The sequence below is a fragment of the Pseudomonas sp. LBUM1643 genome (assembly GCF_059716215.1).
The window spans coordinates 5,758,336-5,784,117 of the sequence record NZ_CP166813.1; the positions used below are offsets into that span (position 1 = coordinate 5,758,336).

Genomic DNA, 25,782 nt, shown 5'->3' on the forward strand with positions numbered 1-25,782 from the left:
AGAGACTGAATATGCCCCGCGCTCTGCTTGCGCTGTTGATGCTGGTCGCCCTGCCCCTGTGGGCGGCCGAGCCGAAAGACCTGACCTGGTCGGAAATGATCCCGCCGGACGCCGCGCCTGAAGTCCCCAACATGACGCCGCTGCATGACCTATCGCAGATGAGCAACGCGCTGTCCGCCGAATCGGCACCAGCGGCGAAACAGGACATGCCCAATGCGCCGGTGGTGAAAGGTCTCGACGGTCAGAGCATCCGACTGCCCGGCTATATCGTGCCACTGGAAGTCAATGAAGACGGGCGCACCACCGAGTTTTTGCTGGTGCCGTATTTCGGCGCGTGCATCCACGTCCCGCCACCGCCGTCGAACCAGATCGTGCATGTGAAAAGCGAGGTGGGCGTGAAGCTGGATGAGCTGTACCAACCGTACTGGATCGAGGGGGCGTTGCAGGTCAAAGCCTCCACCAGCGAATTGGCGGATGCGGGGTATCAGATGGAGGCGGACAAGATTTATGTGTATGAATTGCCGGAGTGAATCCGGTGGTCTTGTGTTGTCTGGTCAATTGCCATCGCGGGCAAGCCCGCTCCCACAGGATTCAGGTGATCACTGTGGGAGCGGGCTTGCCCGCGATGGGTCCCTCAAAGTTGCACAAAAAGCTCGACTATCAGCGTTTCATTGAGCTGTATCAAAAGACCGGATTGTTAGCCGCCTTACCATTGGACATCGAAAACTTTTAACGTCCTTTGGAGCCCCCATGCACAAGTCCTTGCTCAGCGCTTCGCTGTTTGCCCTCGCGCTCGCAGCCCCGCTCGCCTACGCCCACGAAGCGGGTGACATCATCGTTCGTGCCGGTGCGATCACCGTTAACCCGAAAGCTGACAGCTCCAGCGTCAAGGTCGACCAAGGCCCGTTGGCAGGTGCCGATCTGGGTGGCAAGGCCACTATGAGCAGCGACACGCAGCTGGGTTTGAACTTCGCTTACATGCTCAACAACAACTGGGGCATCGAGTTGCTCGCAGCCTCGCCGTTCGAACATGACGTGAAGCTCAAAGGCACCGCCCTGGGCGCGGCCAACGGCAAACTCGGCACCCTGAAACACCTGCCGCCCACCTTGAGCATCGTGTACTACCCGCTGGACCATAAGTCCGCGTTCCAGCCTTACGTCGGTGCCGGTATCAACTACACCTGGATCTACGACGAGCACGTCGGCAGCGAAGCCAGCGCCAACGGCTTCAGCAACTTCAAGGCGGAAAACTCCTGGGGCATGGCGTTCCAGATCGGTGCCGACTACATGATCACCGACAACATCATGCTCAACGCCCAGGCGCGTTACATCGATATCGACACGACTGCGACTGTGGAAAACAACGCTGTGGCGCCGGGCACCCGGGCCAAGGTCAACGTGGATGTGGACCCGTTCGTGTACATGGTTGGCCTGGGTTACAAGTTTTAATACAGACGTGAACTGCTTTTGTGGCGAGGGAGCTTGCTCCCTCGCCACAGCGGACCGGACTCATCGCAAAAAAAAGGCGCCTCGAAAGGCGCCTTTTTTTGGTCGGGACAATCAGCGCCCCAACAACCGCGCCAGCCCGACGCTCATGGGTGTCTGCTCTGGATAGGTAAAGCGCTCCAGCAAACGGCGGTTATTCGCTCGCGAATGACGAATGTCACCGGAGCGCGCCGGGCCGTAGCTCACTGGCGGCAACTCTCCCACCACCGCTTCAAGTGCCTCAAGCATCTGCTTGAGCGTGGTGGCCTGATTCCAGCCGACATTGACGGCGCCCACTTCAACCTGCGGTTTCTCGATGGCTTGCACCAGCAAGTCGACCAGATCTTCGACGTAAACAAAATCCCGGGTCTGCTCGCCATCTCCAAACACGGTGATCGGCAGACCTTTCTGCGCACGTTCGCTGAAAATACTGATGACCCCGGAGTACGGCGAGGAGGGATCCTGACGCGGTCCGAAGATGTTGAAGAAGCGGAAGACCACCGGTTCCAGTCCATGCTGGCGGCGGTAAAAATCGAAATAGTGCTCGCTCGCCAACTTGTCCGAAGCGTACGGCGTCAGCGGTGCTTTTGGCGTGTCTTCGTCGATCGACTCGCCCTCACCGTTGTTGCCATAGACCGCTGCACTGGAGGCAAACAACACGCGTTTGACGCCCGCCTGCCGCATGGCTTCGCAGACGTTGAGCGAACCGATGAAGTTGCTTTGATGGGTTTTTACCGGATCATCGACCGACGCCTGTACCGAAGCGACCGCCGCCAGGTGCGCCACCGCGCTGCATCCGGCCATCGCCCTGGCCACCAGATCGGCGTCGGCGACGTCGCCCAGGATCAATTCGACCTTGGGATTGTCCAGCGGCAGGTTGCTGCGTTTGCCGGTGGACAAGTCATCGAGAATGCGCACCGAATGCCCCTTGGCAAGCAATGCGTCGGTCAAGTGCGAACCGATGAAACCGGCACCGCCGGTGATCAAAACTGGGCCGTCAGCCATGGCGATAGAACCTATCCAGTAAACCCGGGAGCGCCGCACGCCAGGCGCGTGGTTTGATCCCGAACGTGTGCAGAATTTTCTTGCAAGCCAGCACCGCGTGTTGCGGTTCTTCGCCAGCATCCGGGCGCGCAGCGTGAGCCTGGGCGGTCGGTGCTTCGATAGCCAGCGGATGCAGGTTACGGGCTTCGGTGAGGATAGCCTGCCCCAATGCCAGCGGCGTGGTCGCCTCATGCCCGGCGTAATGATAGGTGCCCCACAGCGGCGCTGCACAATCGAGTTGCTTGAGCACCGAAATAATCACACGGGCCGCATCATCGACCGGCGTCGGGTTGCCCCGGCGGTCGTCGGCCATCAACAGCTCTTCGGGCTTTTCCGCCCGAGCGAGGAAACGTCCCAGTGCGCCATCGGGGCTGTCATCGAGCAGCCAGCCGAAACGCAGCAGCACGTGCTGCGGGCACGTGGCACGGACGCTTTGTTCGATGCGCCACAAGGCCTGACCGCGCAGGCCCAAGGGTACGGGTTCATCTTTTTCGCTGTAGGCGGTCGCCCGGGAGCCATCGAATACGCGATAGCTCGATGGTTGCACCAGCACGATGTTGTGGTGCTGACACAGTTCGGCCAGACGCTCGATCGCGCGTTCCTGCCCGGCCAGACGCTGTTCGCTGACCGTCTCCGCCTGAAACCAGTCGAAGTAATAGGCGAGATTGATCAGCGCGTCCGGACGGGTGTCGTCGAGCAGTTGCGTCAAGCTCGCGGCATCCCAGCCGTCTTGCGGTGGGCGGGGGGCGAGGAAGCCGATATCTTCCTCCGCACCGAGGCGAATCAGCGCCTGCCCAAGGGCATTTCCGCCGCCCAGTAACATAAGGCGCATTCGCATAGAGTCAGCAGGCCCAGTCTGATTGGAACGATGGCTGTATCGACAGTGCCCGTAGGCGATGTCGTTGATAGTTGCCGGAATCGTTGCATTTTGCGGGTTTAGTGCGCAACCGTCATCCGTAAAGTGTAGATACACAGGGTTTTTGGTGCCTGAGCTGGCCTCATCGCGAGCAGGCTCACTCCTACAAGGGATTTTGTGTGCGCCCTGATCCATGTGGGAGCGAGCCTGCTCGCGATGTGGCCCTCAAAATCAACACACATCCCGAGCGGTACTTGCATCTTCACGACCCCACCCGCATAAATTACCCATGAATCTGCCCATTCCCCCGGACGGCGCTCTGGCAGGCTTTCACCCTGCCGTCAGCGCCTGGTTTCGCAATACGTTCCCGACGGTCACCGCCGCCCAGGCACGGGCTTGGCCGTTGATTCGTCAGCGCCGCTCGACCTTGATTGCCGCGCCCACCGGTTCCGGTAAAACCCTCACGGCGTTTCTAGCCGTGATCGACGATCTGGTCCACCGAGGTCTGGAGACTGAAGGCGGGCTGCCCGATGAAACCCTGGTGGTCTACATATCGCCGCTGAAAGCACTGTCCAACGACATCCAGATCAACCTGCAAAATCCGCTGGCCGGCATCACCGAACAATTGCGCGCCATGGGCTTGCCACCCTTGCGCATCAACACCGCCGTGCGCACCGGCGATACGCCGCAAAAAGAACGCACGTCAATGCGCAAGACAGCGCCACACATTCTGGTGACGACGCCGGAATCCTTGTACGTGCTGCTCGGTTCCGACTCGGGCAGAAAAATGCTCAGTACCGCACGCACGGTGATCGTCGATGAAATCCATGCCATCGCCGCCAGCAAACGCGGCAGTCATTTAGCGCTCAGTCTTGAGCGGTTGCAGGCGCTGTGCGCCACCCCTCTGACACGCATCGGCTTGTCCGCCACGCAAAAACCCATCGAAGCCGTGTCGCGCTATCTGGTTGGCCGGGATCGCCAATGCGAAATCATCGACATCGGACACGCCCGTACACGAGATCTGGGCATCGAAGTGCCGCCAGTGCCGCTGTCGGCGGTCATGGCCAACGACGTCTGGGAACTGGTCTACGACCGCCTCGCCGTTCTGGCCCGAGAACACCGCACCACACTGATCTTCGTCAACACCCGGCGCCTGGCCGAGCGCGTCAGCCGACACCTGAGCGAACGCCTGGGTAAAGACGCGGTGGCCGCTCACCACGGCAGCCTGGCCAAGGAGTTTCGTCTGGATGCAGAGCAACGGCTCAAGCGCGGCGAACTGCAAGTGCTGATCGCCACGGCATCGCTGGAATTGGGGATCGATATCGGTGACGTCGACCTGGTGTGCCAGATCGCCTCGCCGCGCTCTATAGCCGGTTTTCTGCAAAGGGTCGGGCGCTCCGGTCACCAGGTCGGTGGCACGCCAAAAGGCCGGTTGTTCGCGACCACGCGCGACGACCTGATCGAATGCACCGCCCTGCTCGACTGTGTACGTCGCGGTGAGCTCGACACCTTGCAGATTCCCAAGGCGCCGCTAGACGTGCTGGCCCAACAGATCATCGCCGAGGTCAGTTGCCAGGAATGGCCAGAACAGGCACTGCTGGACATGTTCCGCAAAGCCTCGCCCTACGCTGAACTCGACGAAAAACATTACCAGGCACTGCTGCAAATGCTCGCTGAGGGTTACAACGGCAGTCAGGGCATCCGCAGCGCTTACCTGCATCGCGACGCCGTGACCCGCACACTGCGTGGTCGCCGTGGCAGCAAGCTGACAGCCGTGACCAGCGGCGGGACCATTCCCGACAACGCTGACTACAGCGTGCTGCTGGAACCCCAGGGGCTGAACATCGGCAGCGTCAACGAAGACTTCGCGGTGGAGAGCATCGCCGGCGACGTCTTCCAGTTGGGCAATACGTCTTATCGAATCCTGCGGGTCGATAGCGGTAAAGTGCGCGTCGAAGACGCCCAGGGCATGCCGCCGACCATTCCATTCTGGCTCGGTGAAGCCCCGGGGCGCAGTGCCGAATTGTCATTCGCCGTGGCCCGACTGCAAGCGCAACTCGATGACTTGCTCAGCGCCACACCGGGCGACTTGCAACCGGCCCTCGACTGGCTGATCGACACCCTCGGCTTGAACCTCGACAGCGCCGAACAGTTGGTGGATTACCTGGCCCGCGCGCGACTAACCCTGGGTGCCTTGCCGTCCCAGGATACCCTGCTGATGGAGCGGTTCTTCGATGAATCCGGTGGCACGCAACTGATCATCCACACGCCGTTCGGCAGTCGCATCAACCGTGCCTGGGGCCTGGCTCTGCGCAAGCGTTTCTGCCGCACGTTCAACTTCGAATTGCAGGCCGCTGCGAGCGAAGATGCCATCGTGTTGTCGCTGTCCACCAGCCACAGTTTTGAACTCGATGATGTGTGGCGCTACCTGCACAGCAACAGCGCGGAGCATCTGTTGATTCAGGCGGTGCTCGACGCCCCGTTGTTCGGCGTGCGCTGGCGCTGGAACGCCAGTGTTGCACTGGCGCTGCCCCGTTACACCGGTGGCCGGAAAGTCGCGCCGCAGATCCAGCGGATCAAAAGTGATGACCTGATCGCCAGCGTGTTTCCCGATCAGATTGCTTGCGTGGAGAACCTGGCTGGCGCACGCGAAGTGCCCGAGCATCCGCTGGTGGAACAAACCCTGGACGATTGCCTGCACGAGGCGATGGACAGCGAAGGCTGGCTGAACCTGCTGCGACGCATGGAGCGTGGCGAGGTGCGTTTGATCAGCCGCGACCTGCCGGCGCCGTCGCCACTGGCGGCAGAAATCCTCAGCGCCCGCCCCTACACCTTTCTCGACGATGCTCCACTGGAAGAGCGTCGCACCCAAGCCGTGCTCAACCGCCGCTGGACCGATCCCCAGTCCACCGACGACCTCGGCGCACTCGATGTCGAGGCGATCCAGGCGGTGCGCGAAGAAGCCTGGCCGGCGCCCACCAGCCTCGATGAAATGCATGAAGCGCTGATGAGTCTGGCGTGCATCACCGAAACCGAGGCGCAGGCCAATATCCATTGGCCCGGTTGGCTGAACGCCTTGGCCGAGAGCGGTCGCGCCAGCCGTATCAATGAATCACTGTGGTTTGCTCTGGAGCGGCTGACCTGCCTGCGGTCGATTTATCCACAGTCGAAGTTGCATCCACCCCTTGAGGCGCTACCAGGATTCGATGAAGTCTGGGACGCGGACGAAGCCGTGCTGGAAGTGATCCGCGCACGGCTCAGCGCGTTTGGTCCGCTGCCGTTGCGAGCGATCGCCGACCCGCTTCGATTACCCGCCATTCAAGTCACTCAGGCCCTGGCTCAACTGGAGCGTGAAGGGTATGTGCTGCGCGGCCAGTTCACGCCGGGCACCACGGAGGATGAATGGTGCGAGCGGCATCTGCTCGCGCGGATTCATCGCTACACGGTCAAGCGCTTGCGCCGGGAAATCGAGCCGGTGGCTTTGCAGGATTTCATGCGTTTTCTGTTCGACTGGCAGCACCTGTCAGCGGCGACTCAAGGCCAGGGCAGCGCGGTATTGCCGGCAATCGTCGCGCAATTCGAAGGCTACCCTGCCGCTGCATCCGCCTGGGACAGCGACATTTTGCCAGCGCGCATCAAAGGCTACTCCGCCAGCTGGCTGGATGATCTGTGCCGCAGCGGCAAACTTGTCTGGACACGGCTGACCGCGCGCAACAAAAGCGCCACCACGGCCCTGCGCAGCACACCCATCCTGTTGCTGCCACGCAGTCAGGTCGGGTTGTGGAGCAGCTTGACCGAACAGACTCCGGTGAGCGACCTGTCACTCAAAACCCAAAAGGTTCATGAGACTCTCAGCCTGCAGGGTGCCTTGTTTTTTGATGAGCTGATTCACGAGGCGCATCTGCTGCGCTCGGAACTGGAAATCGCCTTGCAGGAACTGGTGGGCGCCGGGCTGGTGAACGCCGACAGTTTTGCCGGGCTGCGCGCGCTGATCACTCCGGCCAGCAAACGTCAGGCCCGCACCAGCCGTCGTGGTCGCGGCGCGTTTATCGGTGGAATGGACGATGCCGGTCGCTGGGCGTTGTTGCGACGCGGTCCCGCCGCCCCGGTTGTGGATAACAAACGTCCGGCGCCCACCCCCGCCGATACGCTGGAACACATCGCCATGACCCTGCTTCGACGTTACGGCGTGGTGTTCTGGCGCTTGCTGGAGCGCGAGGCGGACTGGTTGCCCAGCTGGCGGGAATTGCTGCGCACCTTTCATCGGCTGGAAGCCCGTGGCGAGATTCGCGGCGGCCGGTTTGTCAGTGGTCTGGCGGGTGAGCAGTTTGCGTTGCCTGAGGCCATTGCGTTGTTGCGCGAAGTAAGGCGGCGGCCCCATGACGGGAGTCTGGTAGCGGTGTGCGGGGTCGATCCACTCAACCTTGCCGGCACGCTTTTGCCTGGGGCGAAGGTGCCAGGGTTGGCGAGCAATCGGTTGGTGTATCGGGATGGGGTGCCGGTGGCGGCGGTGATTGCGGGGAAACCGCAGGTTTGGGGGGAGCTGGATCAGGAGGTCGGGGCTGAGGTGCGGAGCAAGCTGATCCAGCGATGATGGTGTCGGGGCTTGCCTCATCGCGAGCAGGCTCGCTCCCACAGTGGAATTGTGTCGCTCACAAAACTATGGTCGGACAAATATCCTGTGGGAGTGAGCCTGCTCGCGATTGGGCCAGCAAAATCAATAATATAGTTACTGACTACGCGGCTGATCCGGCAGCAACACCGACCCATGCTCTGGCTTCTGTCCCGCATCCTCAGACTCTTCCACCTTCCGTTCGGGCAGCAGAACCTGCTGTGGATAAGTCTGCGCGAAGTGCACCCACGGGCTGTTATCCACAAGCTTTTTCAAACGCTGATTGAACGCCCGGCTCACTGCATATTGCCCGCCCGAGACGGTGCGGAATTGCGCCGTGAGCACCACGCCGTTGAGGTCCATCTTGTCGACGCCGAACACGTCCAGCGGACCTTGCAGGTTGTATTTGAGGAACGCGTCTTCGCGAATCGAATCCCCCGCTTCACGAATCAGTTCAATGGCTTTATCGACATCCGTGTCATAGGTGAACTGCACCGAGAAAAACGCGTAGGCAAATTGCCGCGACTGGTTGGTCACCGCCTTGATCTGGCCAAACGGCACCGAGTGCACAAAGCCCTTGCCGTCACGCAGACGCAAGGTCCGGATGGTCAGGCCTTCGACAGTGCCCGCGTGGCCGGAGTCGAGCACCACCCAGTCGCCAATCGATAGCGTGTCTTCGATGATGATAAACAGACCGGTGATCACGTCCTGCACCAGTTGCTGCGAGCCAAAACCGATGGCCAGACCGACCACCCCCGCACCCGCCAGCAATGGCGCGACGTTGATCCCCAGGTTGGCCATGGTGGTGATTGCGCAAATCACCACCAGGATGATTTTCATCGCGTTGCGCAGCAGTGGCAGGATAGTTTTCACCCGAGTGCTGGGCTGGCGGGCCGAACGCTTGTTGACCGGGGGTTTCAGTGCTTCCTGAATGGCGGTGTCGAGCACCACCCAGAACAGCCATGTCACCAGGAAGATCAAACCGATGCGACTCAGCGAATCGCTGATCGCCCGCCCTATCGAGTTGCTCACGGCAAATTCGAACAGCGACACGCCCCAGATTCGTCCGAGGATTTCGATGAACGCCACGGCCATGACGATCCTCAGAAGGGCATGCAGCAGGCTGAGAAAACGTTCCTTGTACGCGCTGCTGCGCTGAAGCGCCTCGGCTTTTCTGGACTTGAACAGGTGCTGGAAAATCGTGCTGAGAAATACCGTTCCGATCAGCAAAATGGTGGTGAACAAGGCACAACGCAGGGCTTTCTGATTGTCCTCGCCGACGCCGATCAGGTTGATCGCTGAAACCATCACCATCAGCAGAATCGGCCAGTACCAGAGCCCGGAAAAGATCCGCAGGGACTCTTGCATCGAAGGCTGTTTGAGGCGCTGAACCAACGGTCGGTTACGGATCAGGTGCGCCACCGGGCGGCGCAGACGAATCACCAATAAACCAAAGATGATCGAGGCAAAAAGCCCGGTGAATACCGCAACGCTGCTGGTGATATTGCCGCCCAGTTGCCGGGCGATCTGCGGGCTGGTCAACGCATCGCTCAGCGCGGCGAGGAAGCCGATCAGGAACAGCGGTCTGGGGCAATAGTCACGAATGATCTGCACCGCTGGGCGCTTGTGCCCGGTGTTGAACATGACGATCACGCACAGCAGCATCGAAGTCGAAAAAATACCGCTGCTGGTAGCGTAGGCAAAACACATCGCCAGCGCGCGACCTACCGAGGCTTGCAGGAAATGACTGGCATAGAGCGTTACCGGCAGACAGATGACCGCCGGCAGCGTGTAAGGCAGCACATAGTTGAGCAGGGCCTGGCTGCGCTGGCGGGTTCGCAGCCAGCGTCCCTGGTTCAGGCGCTTGGCCAGAAGACCGCCCAGCACCGTCAGCAAGGCAAAGAGCCCGAGCCAGATGCCGGACAGCAGCAGGAAATCGCCAACGACACTCATGGGCGAGCGAGCCGACGGCTGATTCACCAGCTTGTCGACTTCATCCGCAGCCCTGTCGGCTCGCAGACGCCAGGCGTCCACCAAATTTTCGTTGAGATCGAGTTTTTCCTGCACGTCGTCGATGCTGGAACTGATGGCCCCAAGCAGCCCGCCTTGCACCAGTGGCTCAGGCTTGGCCGACTCTTCACTGGCAGCGGGAACACCCGGTAGCGTGGCGGCTTCCAGTTCGTTGCTGCCCAGGATCAGCAACGCTCCCAGCAGTATCGCGGTTTTGAATTTGAGCAAAACGCAAGGCTCCTTAAAACGCATCAGTTAGGAACTGATCGAAAAATGGTCAGCAAGTTCGGTTATAGCTGATAGAAACCCACCCTTGCGGGTCCGGTAAGCGCAACTGGATGAGGTTCAACACGAATCGTCGCCAGACTTAACCCCTGTAGGAGCTGCCGCAGGCTGCGATCTTTGATCTTTACGATCGAAAATCAAAAGATCGCAGCCTGCGGCAGCTCCTACGCAATCAAAGGCCGCGTATCGCCAGTCGATACATCAAAGGCCGTGCATCGCCTGCGGATACCATCCGTAGCCCCGTCGAAACTTTATCCCGTTCTGTGCAGTCATCAAAAGACAGAGGCAACCGAGGACCATTAGACGGGAGGCGACATGGCGGCGATTCACATCGGTATTTCAGGTTGGCGTTACGTGCCCTGGCGCGGGGATTTCTACCCAAAGGGCTTGACCCAGAAACGTGAATTGCAATTTGCGTCGAGGGCGGTCAACAGCATCGAAATCAATGGATCGTTTTACGCCCTGCAACGGCCTGAGCGTTACGCCGAGTGGTATGCCGAAACGCCGGCTGATTTTGTCTTCAGCGTCAAAGCCCCACGGTTTATCACCCACATCAAGCGCCTGCGGGATGTGCACAAACCCTTGGCGAATTTCTTCGCTTCCGGGGTGCTGGAGCTCAAGGAAAAACTGGGACCGATCCTTTGGCAGTTTCCGCCCAACTTCAAATTCGACGCCGAACTGTTCGAGAGTTTCCTGGAACAACTTCCGCACAACACCCAGCAGGCCGCCGCCCTCGCCCGCCAACATGATTCGCACCTGCATGGTCATGCCAGCGTGAAGGCTTACAAAAAAAAGCCCCTGCGCCACGCCGTGGAAATCAGGAACGACACCTTCATCGACCCCGCTTTTGTCCGCCTGCTCAAGCGCTACAACGTCGCTTTGGTCATTGCCGACACGGCGGGTAAATGGCCGTACCGCGAAGACCTCACCAGCGATTTTGTTTACCTGCGCCTGCATGGGGCCGAAGAACTGTATGCCAGCGGTTACACGACCGAGGCGTTGAAACGCTGGGGCGATCGGATTGATGCCTGGAATCACGGGAAGCAACCCACGGATCCGCAGCTGATTGCACCGCGGCAAAAACCCCAGGCACGTAAGTCCCGCGAGGTGTTCTGCTATTTCGACAATGACATCAAGGTCCGCGCGCCTTTTGATGCGCGACGTCTGCTGGAGCGCTTTCATCTCGATGACAGCCTGGCCACGAAACCCGGAGAGCCAGCGGCCGAAGGAGTGCTGCCATGAGCATTTCCGAACAGCCCGATGCTCCCGAGCAACTTCAAACCCACACTGCCGTGCGCCGTTTCACGGTGCTGACGGTTAATACACACAAGGGGTTCACCGCGCTTAACCGGCGATTCATCCTGCCGGAATTACGCGAAGCGGTGCGCAGCGTGTCGGCCGACGTGGTGTTTCTGCAGGAAGTCCATGGCACCCACGAACACCATCCTCAGCGCTACGACAACTGGCCGTCGATGCCGCAATATGAGTTCCTCGCCGACACCCTCTGGCCGCAGTTCGCCTATGGCCGCAACGCGGTGTACCCGGCCGGCGATCACGGCAACGCGCTGCTGTCGAAATTCCAGATCATCCGCCATGACAACCTCGACGTGTCCATCAGTGGTCATGAAAACCGCGGCATCCTGCATTGCGTACTGCGCCTGCCGGGTGACGGGCCGGAAGTTCATGCGATCTGCGTCCATTTGGGCTTGCGTGAAACCCACCGAACCGAGCAACTCGAATTGCTCGCGCGCCGCCTCGCGGAGTTGCCAAGTGATGCGCCCGTCATCGTCGCCGGCGACTTCAACGACTGGCGCCAACGTGCTGATGCCCTGCTTGAACCCTGCGGCTTGCGCGAGGTATTCGCGCAGCACCACGGCAAACCTGCGCGTAGTTTCCCGGCACGACTGCCGATGCTACGCCTGGACCGCATTTACGTGCGAAACCTCAAGGCCAGCCGTCCGCAAGTGTTGGCTGCGCGACCCTGGTCTCACCTTTCCGACCACGCACCGCTATCGGTGGAGATTGAGCTATGAGCGTCCCGTCGATGGAGAAAAGCACCGTGGAACACATTTCCGAGCCTCCTGTTCGCGAGCCCGCAGCGGTCGACGTCGAATACGGCTGGCAAGGGAATAATCGGGTTGTATTGCTGGAAAATGGTGAAGCGTATTTCCCGAGGGTCTTCGAGGCCATGCGTGAGGCCAAGACTGAGATTCTCCTGGAAACCTTTATTGTGTTTGAGGACAAGGTGGGCAACGAGCTGCAGGAAGTGCTGATCGAGGCGGCAAAACGCGGGGTGCGTGTCACCGCCAGCTTCGATGGTTTTGGCTGTGGAGAGCTGACGACCGGTTACCTCACTGCACTCAGCGAAGCCGGTGTGCGCATCCAGATGTTCGACCCGGCCCCCAAGCACCTGGGCATACGCACCAACTGGTTCCGTCGGCTTCATCGCAAAATTGTGGTGGTCGATGGCACGGTCGCGTTCATTGGCGGGATCAACTTTTCCGGTGACCATCTGGCCGACTTTGGCCCAGAGGCCAAACAGGATTATTCGGTTGAAGTGCAGGGCCCGGCTGTGGCCGATATTCATCATTTTGCATTGCTGCAAAGCGGCCGCCCGGCTCGCGCCAAGTACTGGTGGCAACGGCGACGTCAACGGCGCTCAGAGCTCGCGTTCAGCGACCATGATGGTCAGGTCCGGCTGGTGTATCGCGACAATGGCGATCATCAAACCGATATCGAAGAGGTCTACCGGCAAGTGCTGCGCAGTGCCCAGCGCCGCGTGGTCATCGCCAACGCTTACTTCTTTCCCGGTTATCGACTGCTGCGTGAGATCCGTAACGCTGCCCGTCGTGGCGTAGAAGTACGGCTCATTTTGCAAGGTCAGCCGGACATGATGGTGGCCAAGCTCGCCGCGCGCATGACCTATGACTATTTGCTCAAATCCGGTGTGCAGATTCACGAATATTGCGAGCGCCCACTGCACGGCAAAGTGGCGTTGGTGGATGAGGACTGGAGCACGGTCGGATCGAGTAATCTCGACCCGTTGAGCCTGTCGATGAATCTGGAAGCCAACGTGTTGATTCGTGACCGCGCCTTCAACCGCGAACTGTTCGAACGTCTCGAAGACCTCAGCAACAATCACTGCAAGGCCATGTCAGCCGATAAATCCCCACGCGGTCGCGTCTGGCACATGACCGTGGGCTTTCTGGTTTTCCACTTCTTGCGACACTTCCCGGCGTGGGCCGGCTGGCTTCCCGCGCATAAACCACGCCTGAAACTGTTCACTCATCCAACCGGGAGCAAACACCATGAGCCGCGCTGAAGCCCAACCGGCGCAGCATGCCGAAAGCCCGGGGAAATCTCGCTGGAGTCGCTGGAAGCGCCCGTTGACGATGCTGTTTTTTCTGGCGCTGATCGTGCTGTTCACGATGCTAGCGCGGCGTATCGAATGGAATGAAGTGTTCGAGACCCTGGCCGATTTCAAGGTACGCACCTTGATTATCGCCTCGGGGCTGACGCTGTTGAGTTTTCTGGTCTACGCCTGTTTTGACCTGATCGGTCGCACGTACATCCGCCAGGACCTGACCTGGAAGCAGATCCTCCCGGTCGGGATCATCAGCTACGCCTTCAACCTCAACCTGAGCGCCTGGGTGGGTGGAATCGCCATGCGCTATCGGCTGTATTCACGACTGGGAGTGAGCAAATCCAACATCGCGAAAATCCTCGGCCTGAGTCTGGCGACCAACTGGTTCGGCTACATGTTGATTGCCGGCGTGGTCTTCAGCAGTGGGCTGGTGCGCATGCCGCCGGGCTGGAAACTCAGCAGCGATGCGCTGCAAGGCGTGGGCGTGTTGTTGTTGCTGGTGAGCGCGGGTTATCTGGCGGCGTGTCGGTTTTCCAAGCGTCGCGAGTGGGCAATTCGTGGCGTGGAAATCAACCTGCCGTCGTTGCGCATGGCGATTCTGCAATTGGCGTTGGGCGCGTTGAACTGGTCGTTGATGGCGGCGGTGATTTTCACGCTGCTGCCGAGCAAGCTGGATTATCCGCTGGTGCTGGGCGTGCTGTTGATCAGCGCCATTGCCGGGGTGATTACGCACATTCCAGCAGGGCTGGGCGTGTTGGAGGCGGTGTTTGTCGCGCTGCTGCAACATGAGGCTTCACGCGGAAGTCTGGTGGCCGGGTTGCTGGCGTATCGGGCGATTTACTTCATCTTGCCGCTGTTGATTACGTTGGTGATGTACCTGGTGGTGGAGGCCAAAGCCAAGTCGTTGCGGATTTCGAAGAAGCCCAGGGATTGAACACATCCCTTTGATGAGGACGGGCTGGCGTGTGGCGAGCCCCTTCCAGGCACTGCTCATTTCGATTGAATAATGCTCAACCGCTCGCCCACGACCATTTCGGTGATCCAGTCCACCAGAATCGAGGTGTAGGCCTGTTGTGAAACAGGCTCGCTCAAGGCGTGATCGGCACCGTCGATGATTCGATGAGTCAGGGAGTGCGTCTGCTGGCAAGCGGCGCGGTAACTCATGATGGTGGCGTGGGGTACGTAGTCGTCCGTCTCTGATTCGACCAGCAACACGTCGCCGGTAAATTGCGAGCATGCATGCAATGCACGATTGCTGTCGGCACGGATCAGCGTGCTGCGGTAATCGCGCAAATCCGTCTTGTCCAGTTCACGCTTGGGCGTGTGCCATTGTTCATCCCGATACAGCGCAGGCACCCGCAGCGCCAGCCAGCGGACCGGGCGTAGAGACGTCAGAATCGAGGCAAGATAACCGCCGTAGCTGGTGCCCACCACTGCGATGGCGGACGTGTCGAGCGCCGGATGCGCAAGCAGCCGATCGTAGGCGGCGAGCAAATCGCGCAGATTATCTTCACGCGTGACGCGCGTCAGCGGGATGCCGCTGCCACCGGTGTGGCCACGCAAGTCGAACGTCAGGCACACGCAACCCAGACCGGCGATGCCTTTGGCGCGCTCCAGATCGCGCTCCTGACTGCCGCCCCATCCGTGTACGAAAAGAACCCCTGGGACTTTGGATTTGGGACTCAGGAAAGTCCCGACCATCTGTTCATCGTCGATGTCGATTTGAATGGTTTCGCTTCTAGCCGTCATAGGATTTAACCGTCACGTACTTGAGAAGAAAGTCACTGTTTTCGGCCGGCCCGCGGTACACCTCGATGGCGTCTGCCGGCAGCGGTTGATCGATGTAGGTTTCCACCGAAGAGACACGAATCGCGCGCATACCCGGATCGTTGACGAAACTCTGCAAGGCCGCCACCTCGGCGCTGCTGGCGCCGCCCATGCGCCAGGATTGTTCGAGCACCCCGCTGCGACTCTGGCCGTTGCTGTCCAGTCCCTGGGCGATGTCGTAGTTGCGCCGCGATGCATAAAAACCGGGATAAGCTTCGTCAGCCGCGCTGTCGAACACCTGGGCCTGGCGGATGGCCAGTTGCACGTCGTCAGCCAATGGCAATTCGAGCAAATCGTCGTAATACCCCTGCACAACCAACAGGTTCGAGCCTCCATAAACCTGCTCGCCATGGCCGTCTTCGGTCAAGTATTGATCGCCGCAGTAACTCAGAACCCTGTCGCCGATGAAGCTCTGGCCGACGCTATGGGTGATGACATTTTGCAGGTCCTGCTCCAGCACGACGCCTTCGACAAACAACGTCCTGGCATCGGGTCGGGCGAGGATGGCATCGAACTGATCAAGGCTCTCGACGACTTCCTGCCCACGCCCGGCGCAAGCGTGAACCGGTTTGAGCCGGATCGGGCCGTTGTACAGCAGGTGCTCCGCCGCAGGCCGGGCATCTTCCAGGGAAAACACGCTGAGACCGTCGAGCACAACGCTGCGCACCCGTTCGGAAAACAACGGCGACCAGCCTTCAGGCGCGCAAGCGTGGCGGTTGAGCAAGCCATGACTGATGGCTTTGGTGCAGATGAAATCGTGATCGACGTACCCGCCCCACAGATCCTCAGGACCTTTCACGCCCAGCTGACGGGCGGCAGCGGCGCCGACCAATGTCTGGGTGGGCAAAAGGTATAGGTCGCGGCCGCTGTGCGCGTCGACGTCGTAGCTGCCACCGAATTTGAGCCCGAGGATCTGTGCCAGCCATCGAGCCAGTGCACGGTTGGTTTCCACTTCGTGCAAAGGCGCCTCGGCGCGAACCGAGTGAGCAACGACCAGTTTCTTGCGATTCGTTGGGGTCATGCATCCCCCTTCAATCTGCGCTGGGTGAATGTGGCAGGGCCGGTGCCGGGATCGAACCAGGCACCGCCTGCTGGAAACCGTTACTGAATCCGCCGGTTAATCACTCCGACATTTTGCACCCTTGAGCGTTCAACTCTGACCGGCACCGACGCCAAATCGGTTGCGGTAATCACTCGGCGCCAGCCCGGTGATTTTCTTGAAGGTCGCCCTGAATGCACTGGGGTCTTGATAGCCGACGGTCCAGGCGATGTGATCGATGGTGCCATTGGTGAATTCAAGCATTTCCCGCGCCTTGCCGACCCGCAGATGCTGGCAATACTCGGTGGGTTTGAGGCCGGTTGCCGCGCGAAAACGACGTAGAAAAGTGCGCTCTTCCAGCCCTGCCCGCTCGGCCATTGCGGTCAGTGATACCTCGGTCGCACCCGTGCTTTGCAGCCAGTGCTGAACCTTCAGAATCGATGCGTCGCCGTGATTGAGAATAGGTGAGAAGTTACTGCCGCATTCGCTTGCGCTGTCACTGTGCTCGACCACCAGGAACCGCGCAGTTCCGGTAGCGATACTTGGGCCGAGCAGACGGTCCACCAGGCGTAACCCCAGCTCGGACCATGCCATCAGCCCGGCGGTGGTGATCAGGTCGCCATCATCGACAATGGGAGTGTCGGCCTTGAGCTTGATCGCCGGATACCGCTCGGCGAAGGTTTTGGCTGACGTCCAGTGGGTAGTGGCACTGCGTCCGTCGAGCAGGCCACTTTCGGCCAGCAGGATCGAACCGACGCAGACGCCGCCGAGGGTGGCGCCGTTCGCATGGTGCTGCCGCAGCCATTGAATCAAAGCGTGCGGGGCCTGCCCCTCGGAGAAGCCGGCAATCGACGGCGGAATCAGCACAGCCACCAGTGCCTCGTCTGGTGCGGGATGGCTGTCATAAACGCACTCAGGCGCTTGTTCGCCATTGACCTGCCAATGGCTGACCCGCAGCAGCGGCAAGCGCGTAGCCTGATGCTCGGCGGCAATACGGTTGGCCACCCCGAACAAGTCCGTCAAACCATGCACCGCCGCCATTTGCGCACCGGGATAAATCAGTACGCCCAATTGCGCAACAGCCCTTTGTGCATCCATTGTCAGTTTTCCCCCTTCTATTGTCGGTGCGGCCAATCCTCGGGCGGCCTGCCAGGGCCAATACTTCATTCACACCCACTACACACTTCGAGGAAACAGTCATGGCCAAGCAAGCACTCATCGTAGTCGATATCCAAAACGACTACTTCCCCCAAGGCAAGTGGCCATTGGTGGGCGCCGATGCCGCTGCCGATAACGCCGTACGTCTTTTAAAAGCCTTTCGCGATGTGGGTGATTCGGTGGTGCATATCCGCCATGAATTCACTTCCGACGAAGCACCTTTCTTCACCCCGGAATCAGAGGGCGCAAAGCTTCATCCCAAAGTCCTCAACCGCACGGATGAGCCCGTCGTGCTCAAGCACTTCGTCAATTCGTTTCGCGAAACCGAGTTGAAGACGATCCTTGACGAGCAAGACATCAAGGAACTGGTGGTCGTTGGCAGCATGAGCCACATGTGTGTCGACGGCATCACTCGCGCCGCCGCCGATATGGGCTACACCGTCACCGTGATCCATGACGCCTGTGCCAGTCGTGACCTGGAGTTCAACGGCCTGACGGTTCCGGCAGCCCACGTTCACGCCGCGTTCATGTCAGCTTTGGGCTTTGCCTATGCGAGCGTGATCTCGACTGACGAATTCCTGGCTGCCAGCCACTAAAATCGCAACGTCCGCATCGAAGTCCGAAAGCTCGACGTGCCCTTCCGCGGCTCATTAAAACGGCCCGGAGGGGACATATCGTCAGACGCCCGCGAGACTTACCGTTGAAATGCCGGATAATGGCGGCCAAATCGACTAGCCCGCTATTCTGGTAACCCCCATGGAAATCAAGGTCAACTTTCTCGACAACCTTCGACTTGAAGCCAAGTTCGATGACTTCACGGTGGTGGCTGATCAACCTATCCGCTACAAGGGCGATGGCTCGGCACCGGGCCCGTTCGACTACTTCCTCGCTTCGTCGGCGTTGTGCGCGGCGTACTTTGTAAAGTTGTACTGCAGCACGCGCAACATACCCACCGACAATATCCGCCTGTCACAGAACAACATTGTTGACCCGGAAAACCGCTACAACCAGATTTTCAAGATCCAGGTCGAGCTGCCGGCAGACATTTCCGAGAAGGATCGTCTGGGCATTCTGCGTTCCATCGACCGTTGCACCGTGAAAAAAGTGGTGCAGGCAGGCCCTGAGTTTGTGATCGAAGAGGTGGAAAACCTCGACGCCGACGCTCAGGCGTTGCTGATGCCAGCGTCCAGCTCAGAGGCGAGCACCTATATTGCCGGCAAGGATCTGCCACTTGAGCAGACCATCGCGAACATGTCGGCCATCCTCGCTGACCTGGGCATGAAGATTGAAATCGCCTCGTGGCGCAATATCGTGCCTAACGTGTGGTCGTTGCATATCCGCGATGCGCATTCGCCGATGTGCTTCACCAACGGCAAGGGCGCGACGAAGGAAGGCGCGCTGGCGTCGGCATTGGGCGAGTTTATCGAGCGACTCAACTGCAACTTCTTCTACAACGACCAGTTCTGGGGCGAAGACATCGCCAATGCAGCATTTGTGCACTACCCGGACGAACGCTGGTTCAAGCCGGGCCGTAAAGATGCGCTGCCGACTGAAATTCTCGATGAGTACTGCCTGAAGATTTACAACCGCGACGGCGAGTTGCGTGGCTCCCATTTGATCGATACCAACTCGGGCAATGAGGAGCGAGGTATCTGCTCGCTGCCGTACGTGCGGCGTTCGGACGGTGAGGTGGTGTACTTCCCGTCCAACCTGATTGAAAACCTTTTCCTGAGCAACGGCATGAGTGCCGGTAATACGCTCGCCGAAGCCCAGGTGCAGTGCCTGTCGGAGATCTTCGAGCGCGCGGTAAAACGCGAAATCATCGAGGGTGAATTTGCCCTGCCGGATGTGCCGGCCGATGTTTTGGCGAAGTTTCCCGGGATTCTGGCCGGTATTCAGGCACTGGAAGAGCAAGGGTTCCCCGTGCTGGTCAAGGATGCGTCCCTGGGCGGTGAATTCCCGGTGATGTGCGTCACGCTGATGAACCCGCGTACCGGCGGCGTATTCGCCTCGTTCGGCGCGCACCCGAGCCTGGAAGTGGCGCTGGAACGCAGCCTGACCGAATTGCTTCAGGGCCGCAGCTTCGAAGGTCTCAACGACCTGCCACAGCCGACGTTTGAAGGTCATGCAGTGACCGAGCCGAACAACTTCGTCGAGCACTTTATCGACTCTAGCGGCGTGGTGTCGTGGCGCTTCTTCAGCTCGAAATCGGACTACGAGTTTGTCGAGTGGGATTTCTCTGGCCAGGGCGAAAACTCGAATGTCGAAGAAGCCGCGACCTTGTTCGGCATTCTCGAAGGCATGGGCAAGGAAGTGTACATGGCGGTGTACGAACACATCGGCGCGACGGCGTGCCGCATTCTGGTGCCGGACTATTCGGAAATCTATCCCGTAGATGACCTGATCTGGGATAACACCAACAAAGCGCTGTTCTTCCGCGCCGACATCCTGAACCTGCATCGTCTGGACGAAGAGGAGCTGCGAGCGCTGGCTGAGCGTCTGGTGGAAAGTGAGCTCGACGACTACACCGACATCACTTCCTTGATCGGCATCGAGTTTGACGACAACACGGCTTGGGGACAGCTGACGATCCTGGAGTTGAAGCTGCTGATTTATCTCGCCCTGCAGCAATTTGAAGAGGCGAAGGAAGCGGTGGAGATGTTCCTGCAATACAACGACAACACGGTCGAGCGTGGCTTGTTCTATCAGGCTATCAATGCCGTGTTGGAGATGAAGCTGGACGAAGACCTGGAACTGGAAGACTACGAGGCTAATTTCCGCCGGATGTTTGGTAACGAGCGCATGGACGCAGCGATCGGATCGGTGGATGGCAGCGTTCGCTTCCATGGCTTGACGCCGACCAGCATGAAGCTGGAAGGGCTCGACAGGCACCTGCGCCTGATCGACAGCTACAAGAAACTGCACACGGCGCGGGCGAATGTGACTGCTCAGTAGGAACGCCGCACGGACGCTCCTGCAAAAAGGGCGCACAAAAGAAAACCCCCGACCAGTCGAGAGGACTGATCGGGGGTTTCGAGGCTAGACCTTACAAACAAGTCCAGGCTGTATCCTAGAACGGGATATCGTCATCGAAGCTGTCGAAATCCGGAGCCGGTTGCGGCGCAGCCTGCTGAGGAGCCGGACGCGACTGTTGTGGGGCGGACTGCTGCGGTGCCGACTGCTGTGGGCGCGGAGCCTGCTGGCGCGGTGCCGGAGCGGACTGCTGGTAGTTATTGCCCCCGCCTTGTTGGTCGCCCTGTTGTGGACGGCCGCCTAGCAGTTGCATGGTGCCTTGCATGTCGACCACGATTTCGGTGGTGTAACGCTTGATACCGTCTTTTTCCCACTCGCGGGTTTGCAGCTTGCCTTCGATGTACACCTGCGAACCTTTACGCAGGTATTCGCCGGCGATTTCGGCTACTTTGCCGAACATCGATACACGGTGCCATTCGGTCTTCTCGACCTTCTGACCGGTTTGCTTGTCAGTCCACTGTTCGCTGGTCGCCAGACTCAGGTTGGTCACGGCGTTACCGTTAGGCAAGTAGCGAACTTCGGGATCCTGGCCGCAAGTGCCGACCAATATGACTTTGTTAACCCCACGGGCCATAACGTTCTCCTAGGCTTCGCACGCTGTCGAGGCCGGGTTGTTCACCAGGCGCTCAAGGGTGGTGCGATCCAATAGTTCGGTGTCCAATTTGATGTAAATGGCCGCTTCATCAGCGACCACGACTGCATCTGTTACCCCTACGACGGCCAACAGGCGCTCGACCAGACCCGCTTCGCGGATCGCTTCGGGCGACAACGGCAAGCGCAGGCTCGTCACGTAGGGAGGTTCGCGCATGGTAACAGCAAAGGCTAACCAGAGGGCAGCCAGCCCGGCGCATCCAAGGAACACAACCGACAAACCGCCATGCTGGAACATCCACCCGCCCATGATCCCGCCCAACGCCGAACCCAGGAACTGACTGGTGGAATAAACCCCCATTGCCGTGCCCTTGCCGCCTGCCGGTGAAACCTTGCTGATCAACGATGGCAACGAAGCTTCCAGCAGGTTGAACGCGGTGAAGAACACCACCGTACCAATCACCAGAGCCCGCAAGCTATCGCCGAACTGCCAGAAGAATAGCTCAGTGAGCATCAGCGTCACGACGGCGCCGAGTAAAACTCGTTTCATTTTGCGTTTCTTCTCGCCATAGATAATGAACGGGATCATGGCGAAGAAAGAAATCAGCAGCGCGGTCAGGTACACCCACCAGTGCTGCTCCTTGGGCAGGCCGGCTTTTTCGACCAGCGCCAACGGCAAGGCGACGAAGCTCGACATCAACATCGCGTGCAACACAAAAATGCCCAGGTCCAGACGCAACAGATCCGGATGTTTGAGCGTCGGCAACAGCGCCTGTCGCGCAACACCGGATTCACGATGCTGCAACGGCCCGGTGGCGCGAGGCACCATGAACATCACGATGACGATGCCGATCAGTGCCATACCGCCCGTGGCGAGGAATAGTCCCGACAGGCCAAAGGCGCGGGTCAGCAATGGCCCTACGACCATGGCGACAGCGAACGACAAGCCGATGGTCATGCCAATCATCGCCATGGCTTTCGTGCGGTGTTGTTCCCGGGTCAAGTCCGACAGCAGAGCCATGACCGCTGCAGAAATGGCACCGGCACCTTGCAGGATTCGTCCGGCAATAACTCCCCAGATCGAATCCGCATTAGCGGCCAATACACTGCCCAGGGCGAAAATGATCAGCCCCAGGTAAATCACCGGACGTCGCCCGATGCGGTCGGAAATGAAACCGAAAGGAATCTGGAAAATCGCCTGGGTCAGGCCGTAAGCGCCAATCGCCAGCCCGATAAGAGCCGGGGTCGCGCCTGCCAGATCCATCCCATAGGTCGCCAAAACCGGCAACACCATGAACATGCCAAGCATACGGAAGGCGAACACCAGGGCCAGACCGCTTGCTGCGCGGGTCTCACTGCCACTCATGCGTTCGCTGTGGGGATCGTGCATGGATAAACCTCATGTGAACCGGCGGCGATTCTACCAGTCCCATCGATTGACAGGGTATATCGCGACGCTTTGCCGCGCTCTGCTGACAGACTCTTCATGTAAGACAACAATCCGCTCGTTTGATAGTGTGCATCCATCCAGTATTTGGCCGTATACTCCTACGTTTTCGACGCCCGCCAAGCGAGGCCACTTTGGACAAGATCCTGATTCGTGGGGCCCGAACCCACAACCTGAAGAACATCGACCTGACCCTGCCACGGGACAAACTGATCGTCATCACCGGCCTGTCCGGATCCGGCAAGTCGTCCCTGGCATTTGACACGTTGTACGCCGAAGGCCAGCGCCGCTACGTCGAATCGCTGTCCGCCTACGCGCGACAATTCCTGTCGATGATGGAGAAGCCTGACGTCGACACTATCGAAGGTTTGTCGCCGGCAATCTCCATCGAACAGAAGTCGACCTCGCATAACCCACGCTCCACCGTCGGCACCATCACCGAAATCTACGACTACCTGCGCCTGCTCTACGCTCGCGTGGGTATTCCGCGTTGCCCGGATCACGATATTCCGCTGGAAGCACAGACTGTCAGCCAGATGGTCGACCTGGTGCTCGCCCAGCCGGAAGGCAGCAAGCTTATGCTGTTAGCGCCGGTGATTCGCGAGCGTAAAGGCGAACATCTGTCGGTCTTCGAAGAGCTGCGCGCCCAAGGCTTCGTCCGCGCACGAATCAATGGCCGGCTTTGCGAGCTGGACGAGCTGCCGAAACTTGATAAACAGAAGAAGCATTCGATTGATGTCGTGGTTGACCGCTTCAAGGTTCGCGCCGATCTACAGCAGCGCCTCGCCGAGTCGTTCGAGACCGCGCTGAAACTGGCGGATGGCATTGCACTGGTTGCTCCGATGGACGACGAGCCTGGCGAAGAGATGATCTTCTCCGCGCGCTTCGCCTGCCCGATTTGCGGTCATGCGATCAGTGAGCTTGAGCCCAAGCTGTTTTCCTTCAACAACCCGGCTGGCGCCTGCCCGACGTGCGATGGCCTTGGGGTGAAGCAGTTTTTTGATATCAAGCGACTGGTCAATGGAGACCTGACACTGGCCGAGGGTGCGATACGCGGCTGGGACAGGCGCAACGTCTATTACTTCCAGATGCTCGGGTCGCTGGCGTCTCACTACAAGTTCAGCCTGGAAGTGCCATTCAATGAACTGCCGGCCGATCAGCAGAAGTACATCCTGCATGGCAGCGGTTCGCAGAATGTCGACTTCAAGTACCTGAACGACCGTGGCGACATCGTCAAACGTTCGCACCCGTTCGAAGGTATCGTGCCGAACCTGGAACGTCGCTACCGCGAAACCGAATCGGCTTCGGTACGCGAAGAGCTGGCCAAGTTCCTCAGCACCCAGCCTTGCCCGGATTGCCGTGGCACCCGTCTGCGTCGCGAGGCGCGGCACGTCTGGGTAGGTGAGAAGACGCTTCCGGCAGTCACCAACCTGCCGATCGGTGATGCATGCGAGTACTTCGGCGGACTGAAATTGACGGGCCGCCGCGGCGAAATCGCCGACAAGATCCTCAAGGAAATTCGCGAGCGCCTGCAGTTCCTGGTCAACGTAGGCCTGGATTATCTGTCGCTGGATCGCAGCGCGGATACCCTATCCGGCGGTGAAGCTCAACGAATCCGCCTGGCCAGTCAGATTGGCGCCGGGCTGGTGGGTGTCCTGTACATTCTCGATGAGCCGTCGATCGGCCTGCACCAGCGCGACAACGATCGTTTGCTCGGTACGCTCAAGCACCTGCGGGACATTGGCAATACGGTCATCGTGGTCGAACACGACGAAGATGCCATTCGTCTTGCCGACTATGTGGTGGACATTGGCCCGGGTGCTGGCGTTCACGGTGGACATATCGTTGCCGAAGGCACGCCAGCCGAAGTCATGGCTCACCCTGATTCGCTGACTGGTAAATACCTGTCGGGCCGGGTCAAGATTGCGGTTCCAGCCAAGCGTACGCCGCGCAACAAAAAGCTGTCTTTGTCCTTGAAAGGCGCGCGCGGCAACAATTTGCGCAATGTCGATCTGGATATTCCGATTGGTCTGCTGACCTGCGTCACCGGCGTATCCGGCTCGGGCAAGTCGACGCTTATCAACAACACGCTGTTTCCCCTGAGCGCCACGGCACTCAATGGCGCAACGACGCTCGAGGCTGCCGCACACGACAGCATCAAGGGTCTGGAGCACCTGGACAAGGTGGTCGACATTGACCAGAGCCCGATTGGTCGTACGCCGCGCTCAAACCCGGCGACGTACACCGGCTTGTTCACACCGATTCGCGAATTGTTCGCCGGCGTGCCGGAGTCCCGTTCCCGTGGATATGGTCCGGGGCGATTCTCCTTCAACGTGAAAGGCGGTCGTTGCGAAGCGTGTCAGGGCGATGGTCTGATCAAGGTCGAAATGCACTTTCTGCCGGACATCTATGTGCCGTGCGACGTCTGCAAGAGCAAGCGCTACAACCGCGAAACCCTTGAGATCAAATACAAGGGCAAGAGCATTCACGAGACCCTCGAGATGACCATCGAGGAAGCACGAGTGTTCTTCGACGCGGTTCCGGCGCTGGCGCGCAAGCTTCAGACGTTAATGGATGTTGGCCTGTCGTACATCAAGCTGGGGCAATCGGCGACCACATTGTCTGGTGGTGAAGCGCAACGGGTAAAACTGTCTCGCGAGCTCTCCAAACGCGATACCGGCAAGACGTTGTACATCCTCGATGAGCCAACCACTGGCCTGCACTTCGCAGACATCCAGCAGCTGCTCGATGTACTGCACAGACTGCGCGACCACGGCAATACTGTGGTGGTGATCGAGCACAACCTTGACGTGATCAAAACGGCCGACTGGCTGGTGGACCTTGGACCCGAGGGTGGCTCCAAAGGTGGGCAGATCATTGCCGTTGGTACGCCGGAAGAAGTCTCTGAGATGAAGCAGTCGCACACTGGCTTCTACCTCAAGCCGCTCCTGGCTCGCGACCGGGACTGATCCGGCCCCATAAAAAAGCCCCTGTCACTTCATCAGTGACAGGGGCTTTTTTTTGTAGCTGA

At 59.5% G+C, this 25,782-nt stretch carries 18 protein-coding genes; 10 read left to right on the plus strand and 8 right to left on the minus strand.

All coding sequences use genetic code 11. The features are described from left to right. The first annotated feature begins 11 nt into the window (after positions 1-11). Positions 12-530 carry a DUF3299 domain-containing protein gene (locus ACA063_RS26040; RefSeq protein WP_162438862.1) on the plus strand — a complete coding sequence of 173 codons (519 nt, stop codon included), beginning with the start codon at positions 12-14 and terminating at the stop codon, positions 528-530. 220 nt (positions 531-750) lie between these two features. After that, on the plus strand, positions 751-1,449 hold the full coding sequence (locus ACA063_RS26045; protein ID WP_162438861.1) for an OmpW/AlkL family protein: 699 nt from the start codon (positions 751-753) through the stop codon (positions 1,447-1,449). 111 nt (positions 1,450-1,560) lie between these two features. On the opposite strand, the gene pgnE is transcribed toward ACA063_RS26045, so the two are convergent. Together pgnE and ACA063_RS26055 are read right to left on the minus strand one after the other, a co-directional pair. Continuing rightward, positions 1,561-2,490: a UDP-N-acetylglucosamine epimerase PgnE gene (pgnE, locus tag ACA063_RS26050; protein WP_497663900.1), complete on the minus strand. Its 930-nt coding sequence runs from the start codon at positions 2,488-2,490 to the stop codon at positions 1,561-1,563. Further along, complete coding sequence (locus tag ACA063_RS26055) at positions 2,483-3,367, minus strand: sugar nucleotide-binding protein (RefSeq protein WP_497663901.1); 885 nt, start codon at positions 3,365-3,367, stop codon at positions 2,483-2,485. The genes pgnE and ACA063_RS26055 overlap by 8 nt, the downstream gene beginning before the upstream one ends. A gap of 307 nt (positions 3,368-3,674) precedes the next feature. Here ACA063_RS26055 and ACA063_RS26060 point away from each other — a divergent pair, with 307 nt between their 5' ends. Further along, on the plus strand, positions 3,675-7,979 hold the full coding sequence (locus ACA063_RS26060; RefSeq protein WP_497663902.1) for a DEAD/DEAH box helicase: 4,305 nt from the start codon (positions 3,675-3,677) through the stop codon (positions 7,977-7,979). A 135-nt stretch (positions 7,980-8,114) separates the two neighbouring features. Here ACA063_RS26060 and ACA063_RS26065 read toward each other — a convergent pair whose 3' ends face one another. Continuing rightward, positions 8,115-10,235 carry a mechanosensitive ion channel family protein gene (locus ACA063_RS26065; RefSeq protein ID WP_497663903.1) on the minus strand — a complete coding sequence of 707 codons (2,121 nt, stop codon included), beginning with the start codon at positions 10,233-10,235 and terminating at the stop codon, positions 8,115-8,117. Positions 10,236-10,607: 372 nt separating this feature from the next. Between ACA063_RS26065 and ACA063_RS26070 the strand changes: the two genes are divergently transcribed. Genes ACA063_RS26070 through ACA063_RS26085 form a run of 4 tightly spaced genes read left to right on the plus strand, consistent with a single transcriptional unit; the run spans position 10,608 to position 14,590 of the window. After that, on the plus strand, positions 10,608-11,534 hold the full coding sequence (locus ACA063_RS26070; RefSeq protein WP_497663904.1) for a DUF72 domain-containing protein: 927 nt from the start codon (positions 10,608-10,610) through the stop codon (positions 11,532-11,534). Next, positions 11,531-12,325, plus strand: a complete 795-nt coding sequence (locus ACA063_RS26075; protein WP_497663905.1) for an endonuclease/exonuclease/phosphatase family protein — start codon at positions 11,531-11,533, stop codon at positions 12,323-12,325. The genes ACA063_RS26070 and ACA063_RS26075 overlap by 4 nt, the downstream gene beginning before the upstream one ends. Beyond that, positions 12,322-13,614: a cardiolipin synthase ClsB gene (gene clsB, locus ACA063_RS26080; protein ID WP_497663906.1), complete on the plus strand. Its 1,293-nt coding sequence runs from the start codon at positions 12,322-12,324 to the stop codon at positions 13,612-13,614. The genes ACA063_RS26075 and clsB overlap by 4 nt, the downstream gene beginning before the upstream one ends. Then, positions 13,601-14,590, plus strand: coding sequence for a lysylphosphatidylglycerol synthase domain-containing protein (locus ACA063_RS26085; protein WP_497663907.1), 990 nt, complete (start codon positions 13,601-13,603; stop codon positions 14,588-14,590). Before clsB ends, ACA063_RS26085 begins: the two co-directional genes overlap by 14 nt. Before the next feature lie 56 nt (positions 14,591-14,646). Here the strand turns inward: ACA063_RS26085 and ACA063_RS26090 are convergent, their stop codons facing one another. From ACA063_RS26090 to ACA063_RS26100, 3 genes are all read right to left on the minus strand, one after another. Next, positions 14,647-15,405, minus strand: a complete 759-nt coding sequence (locus tag ACA063_RS26090; protein WP_162438852.1) for an alpha/beta hydrolase family protein — start codon at positions 15,403-15,405, stop codon at positions 14,647-14,649. Beyond that, positions 15,395-16,504, minus strand: coding sequence for a DUF3182 family protein (locus tag ACA063_RS26095; RefSeq protein ID WP_497663908.1), 1,110 nt, complete (start codon positions 16,502-16,504; stop codon positions 15,395-15,397). Before ACA063_RS26095 ends, ACA063_RS26090 begins: the two co-directional genes overlap by 11 nt. Before the next feature lie 129 nt (positions 16,505-16,633). Then, positions 16,634-17,620: a GlxA family transcriptional regulator gene (locus ACA063_RS26100; RefSeq protein WP_497663909.1), complete on the minus strand. Its 987-nt coding sequence runs from the start codon at positions 17,618-17,620 to the stop codon at positions 16,634-16,636. A 101-nt stretch (positions 17,621-17,721) separates the two neighbouring features. On the opposite strand from ACA063_RS26100, the gene ACA063_RS26105 reads away from it, so the two are divergent. Together ACA063_RS26105 and ACA063_RS26110 are read left to right on the plus strand one after the other, a co-directional pair. Further along, positions 17,722-18,276, plus strand: coding sequence for a cysteine hydrolase family protein (locus ACA063_RS26105; protein WP_497663910.1), 555 nt, complete (start codon positions 17,722-17,724; stop codon positions 18,274-18,276). Positions 18,277-18,436: 160 nt separating this feature from the next. After that, positions 18,437-20,635, plus strand: a complete 2,199-nt coding sequence (locus ACA063_RS26110; RefSeq protein WP_497663911.1) for an OsmC domain/YcaO domain-containing protein — start codon at positions 18,437-18,439, stop codon at positions 20,633-20,635. 115 nt (positions 20,636-20,750) lie between these two features. Here the strand turns inward: ACA063_RS26110 and ACA063_RS26115 are convergent, their stop codons facing one another. Continuing rightward, positions 20,751-21,287: a single-stranded DNA-binding protein gene (locus ACA063_RS26115; protein ID WP_162438847.1), complete on the minus strand. Its 537-nt coding sequence runs from the start codon at positions 21,285-21,287 to the stop codon at positions 20,751-20,753. 9 nt (positions 21,288-21,296) lie between these two features. Next, positions 21,297-22,694, minus strand: coding sequence for an MFS transporter (locus ACA063_RS26120; protein ID WP_490147839.1), 1,398 nt, complete (start codon positions 22,692-22,694; stop codon positions 21,297-21,299). A 191-nt stretch (positions 22,695-22,885) separates the two neighbouring features. Here ACA063_RS26120 and uvrA point away from each other — a divergent pair, with 191 nt between their 5' ends. Then, the gene (gene uvrA, locus ACA063_RS26125; RefSeq protein ID WP_162438845.1) at positions 22,886-25,720 is read left to right on the plus strand and encodes an excinuclease ABC subunit UvrA; all 2,835 of its coding nucleotides are present in this window, start codon (positions 22,886-22,888) and stop codon (positions 25,718-25,720) included. Positions 25,721-25,782 lie beyond the last annotated feature (62 nt).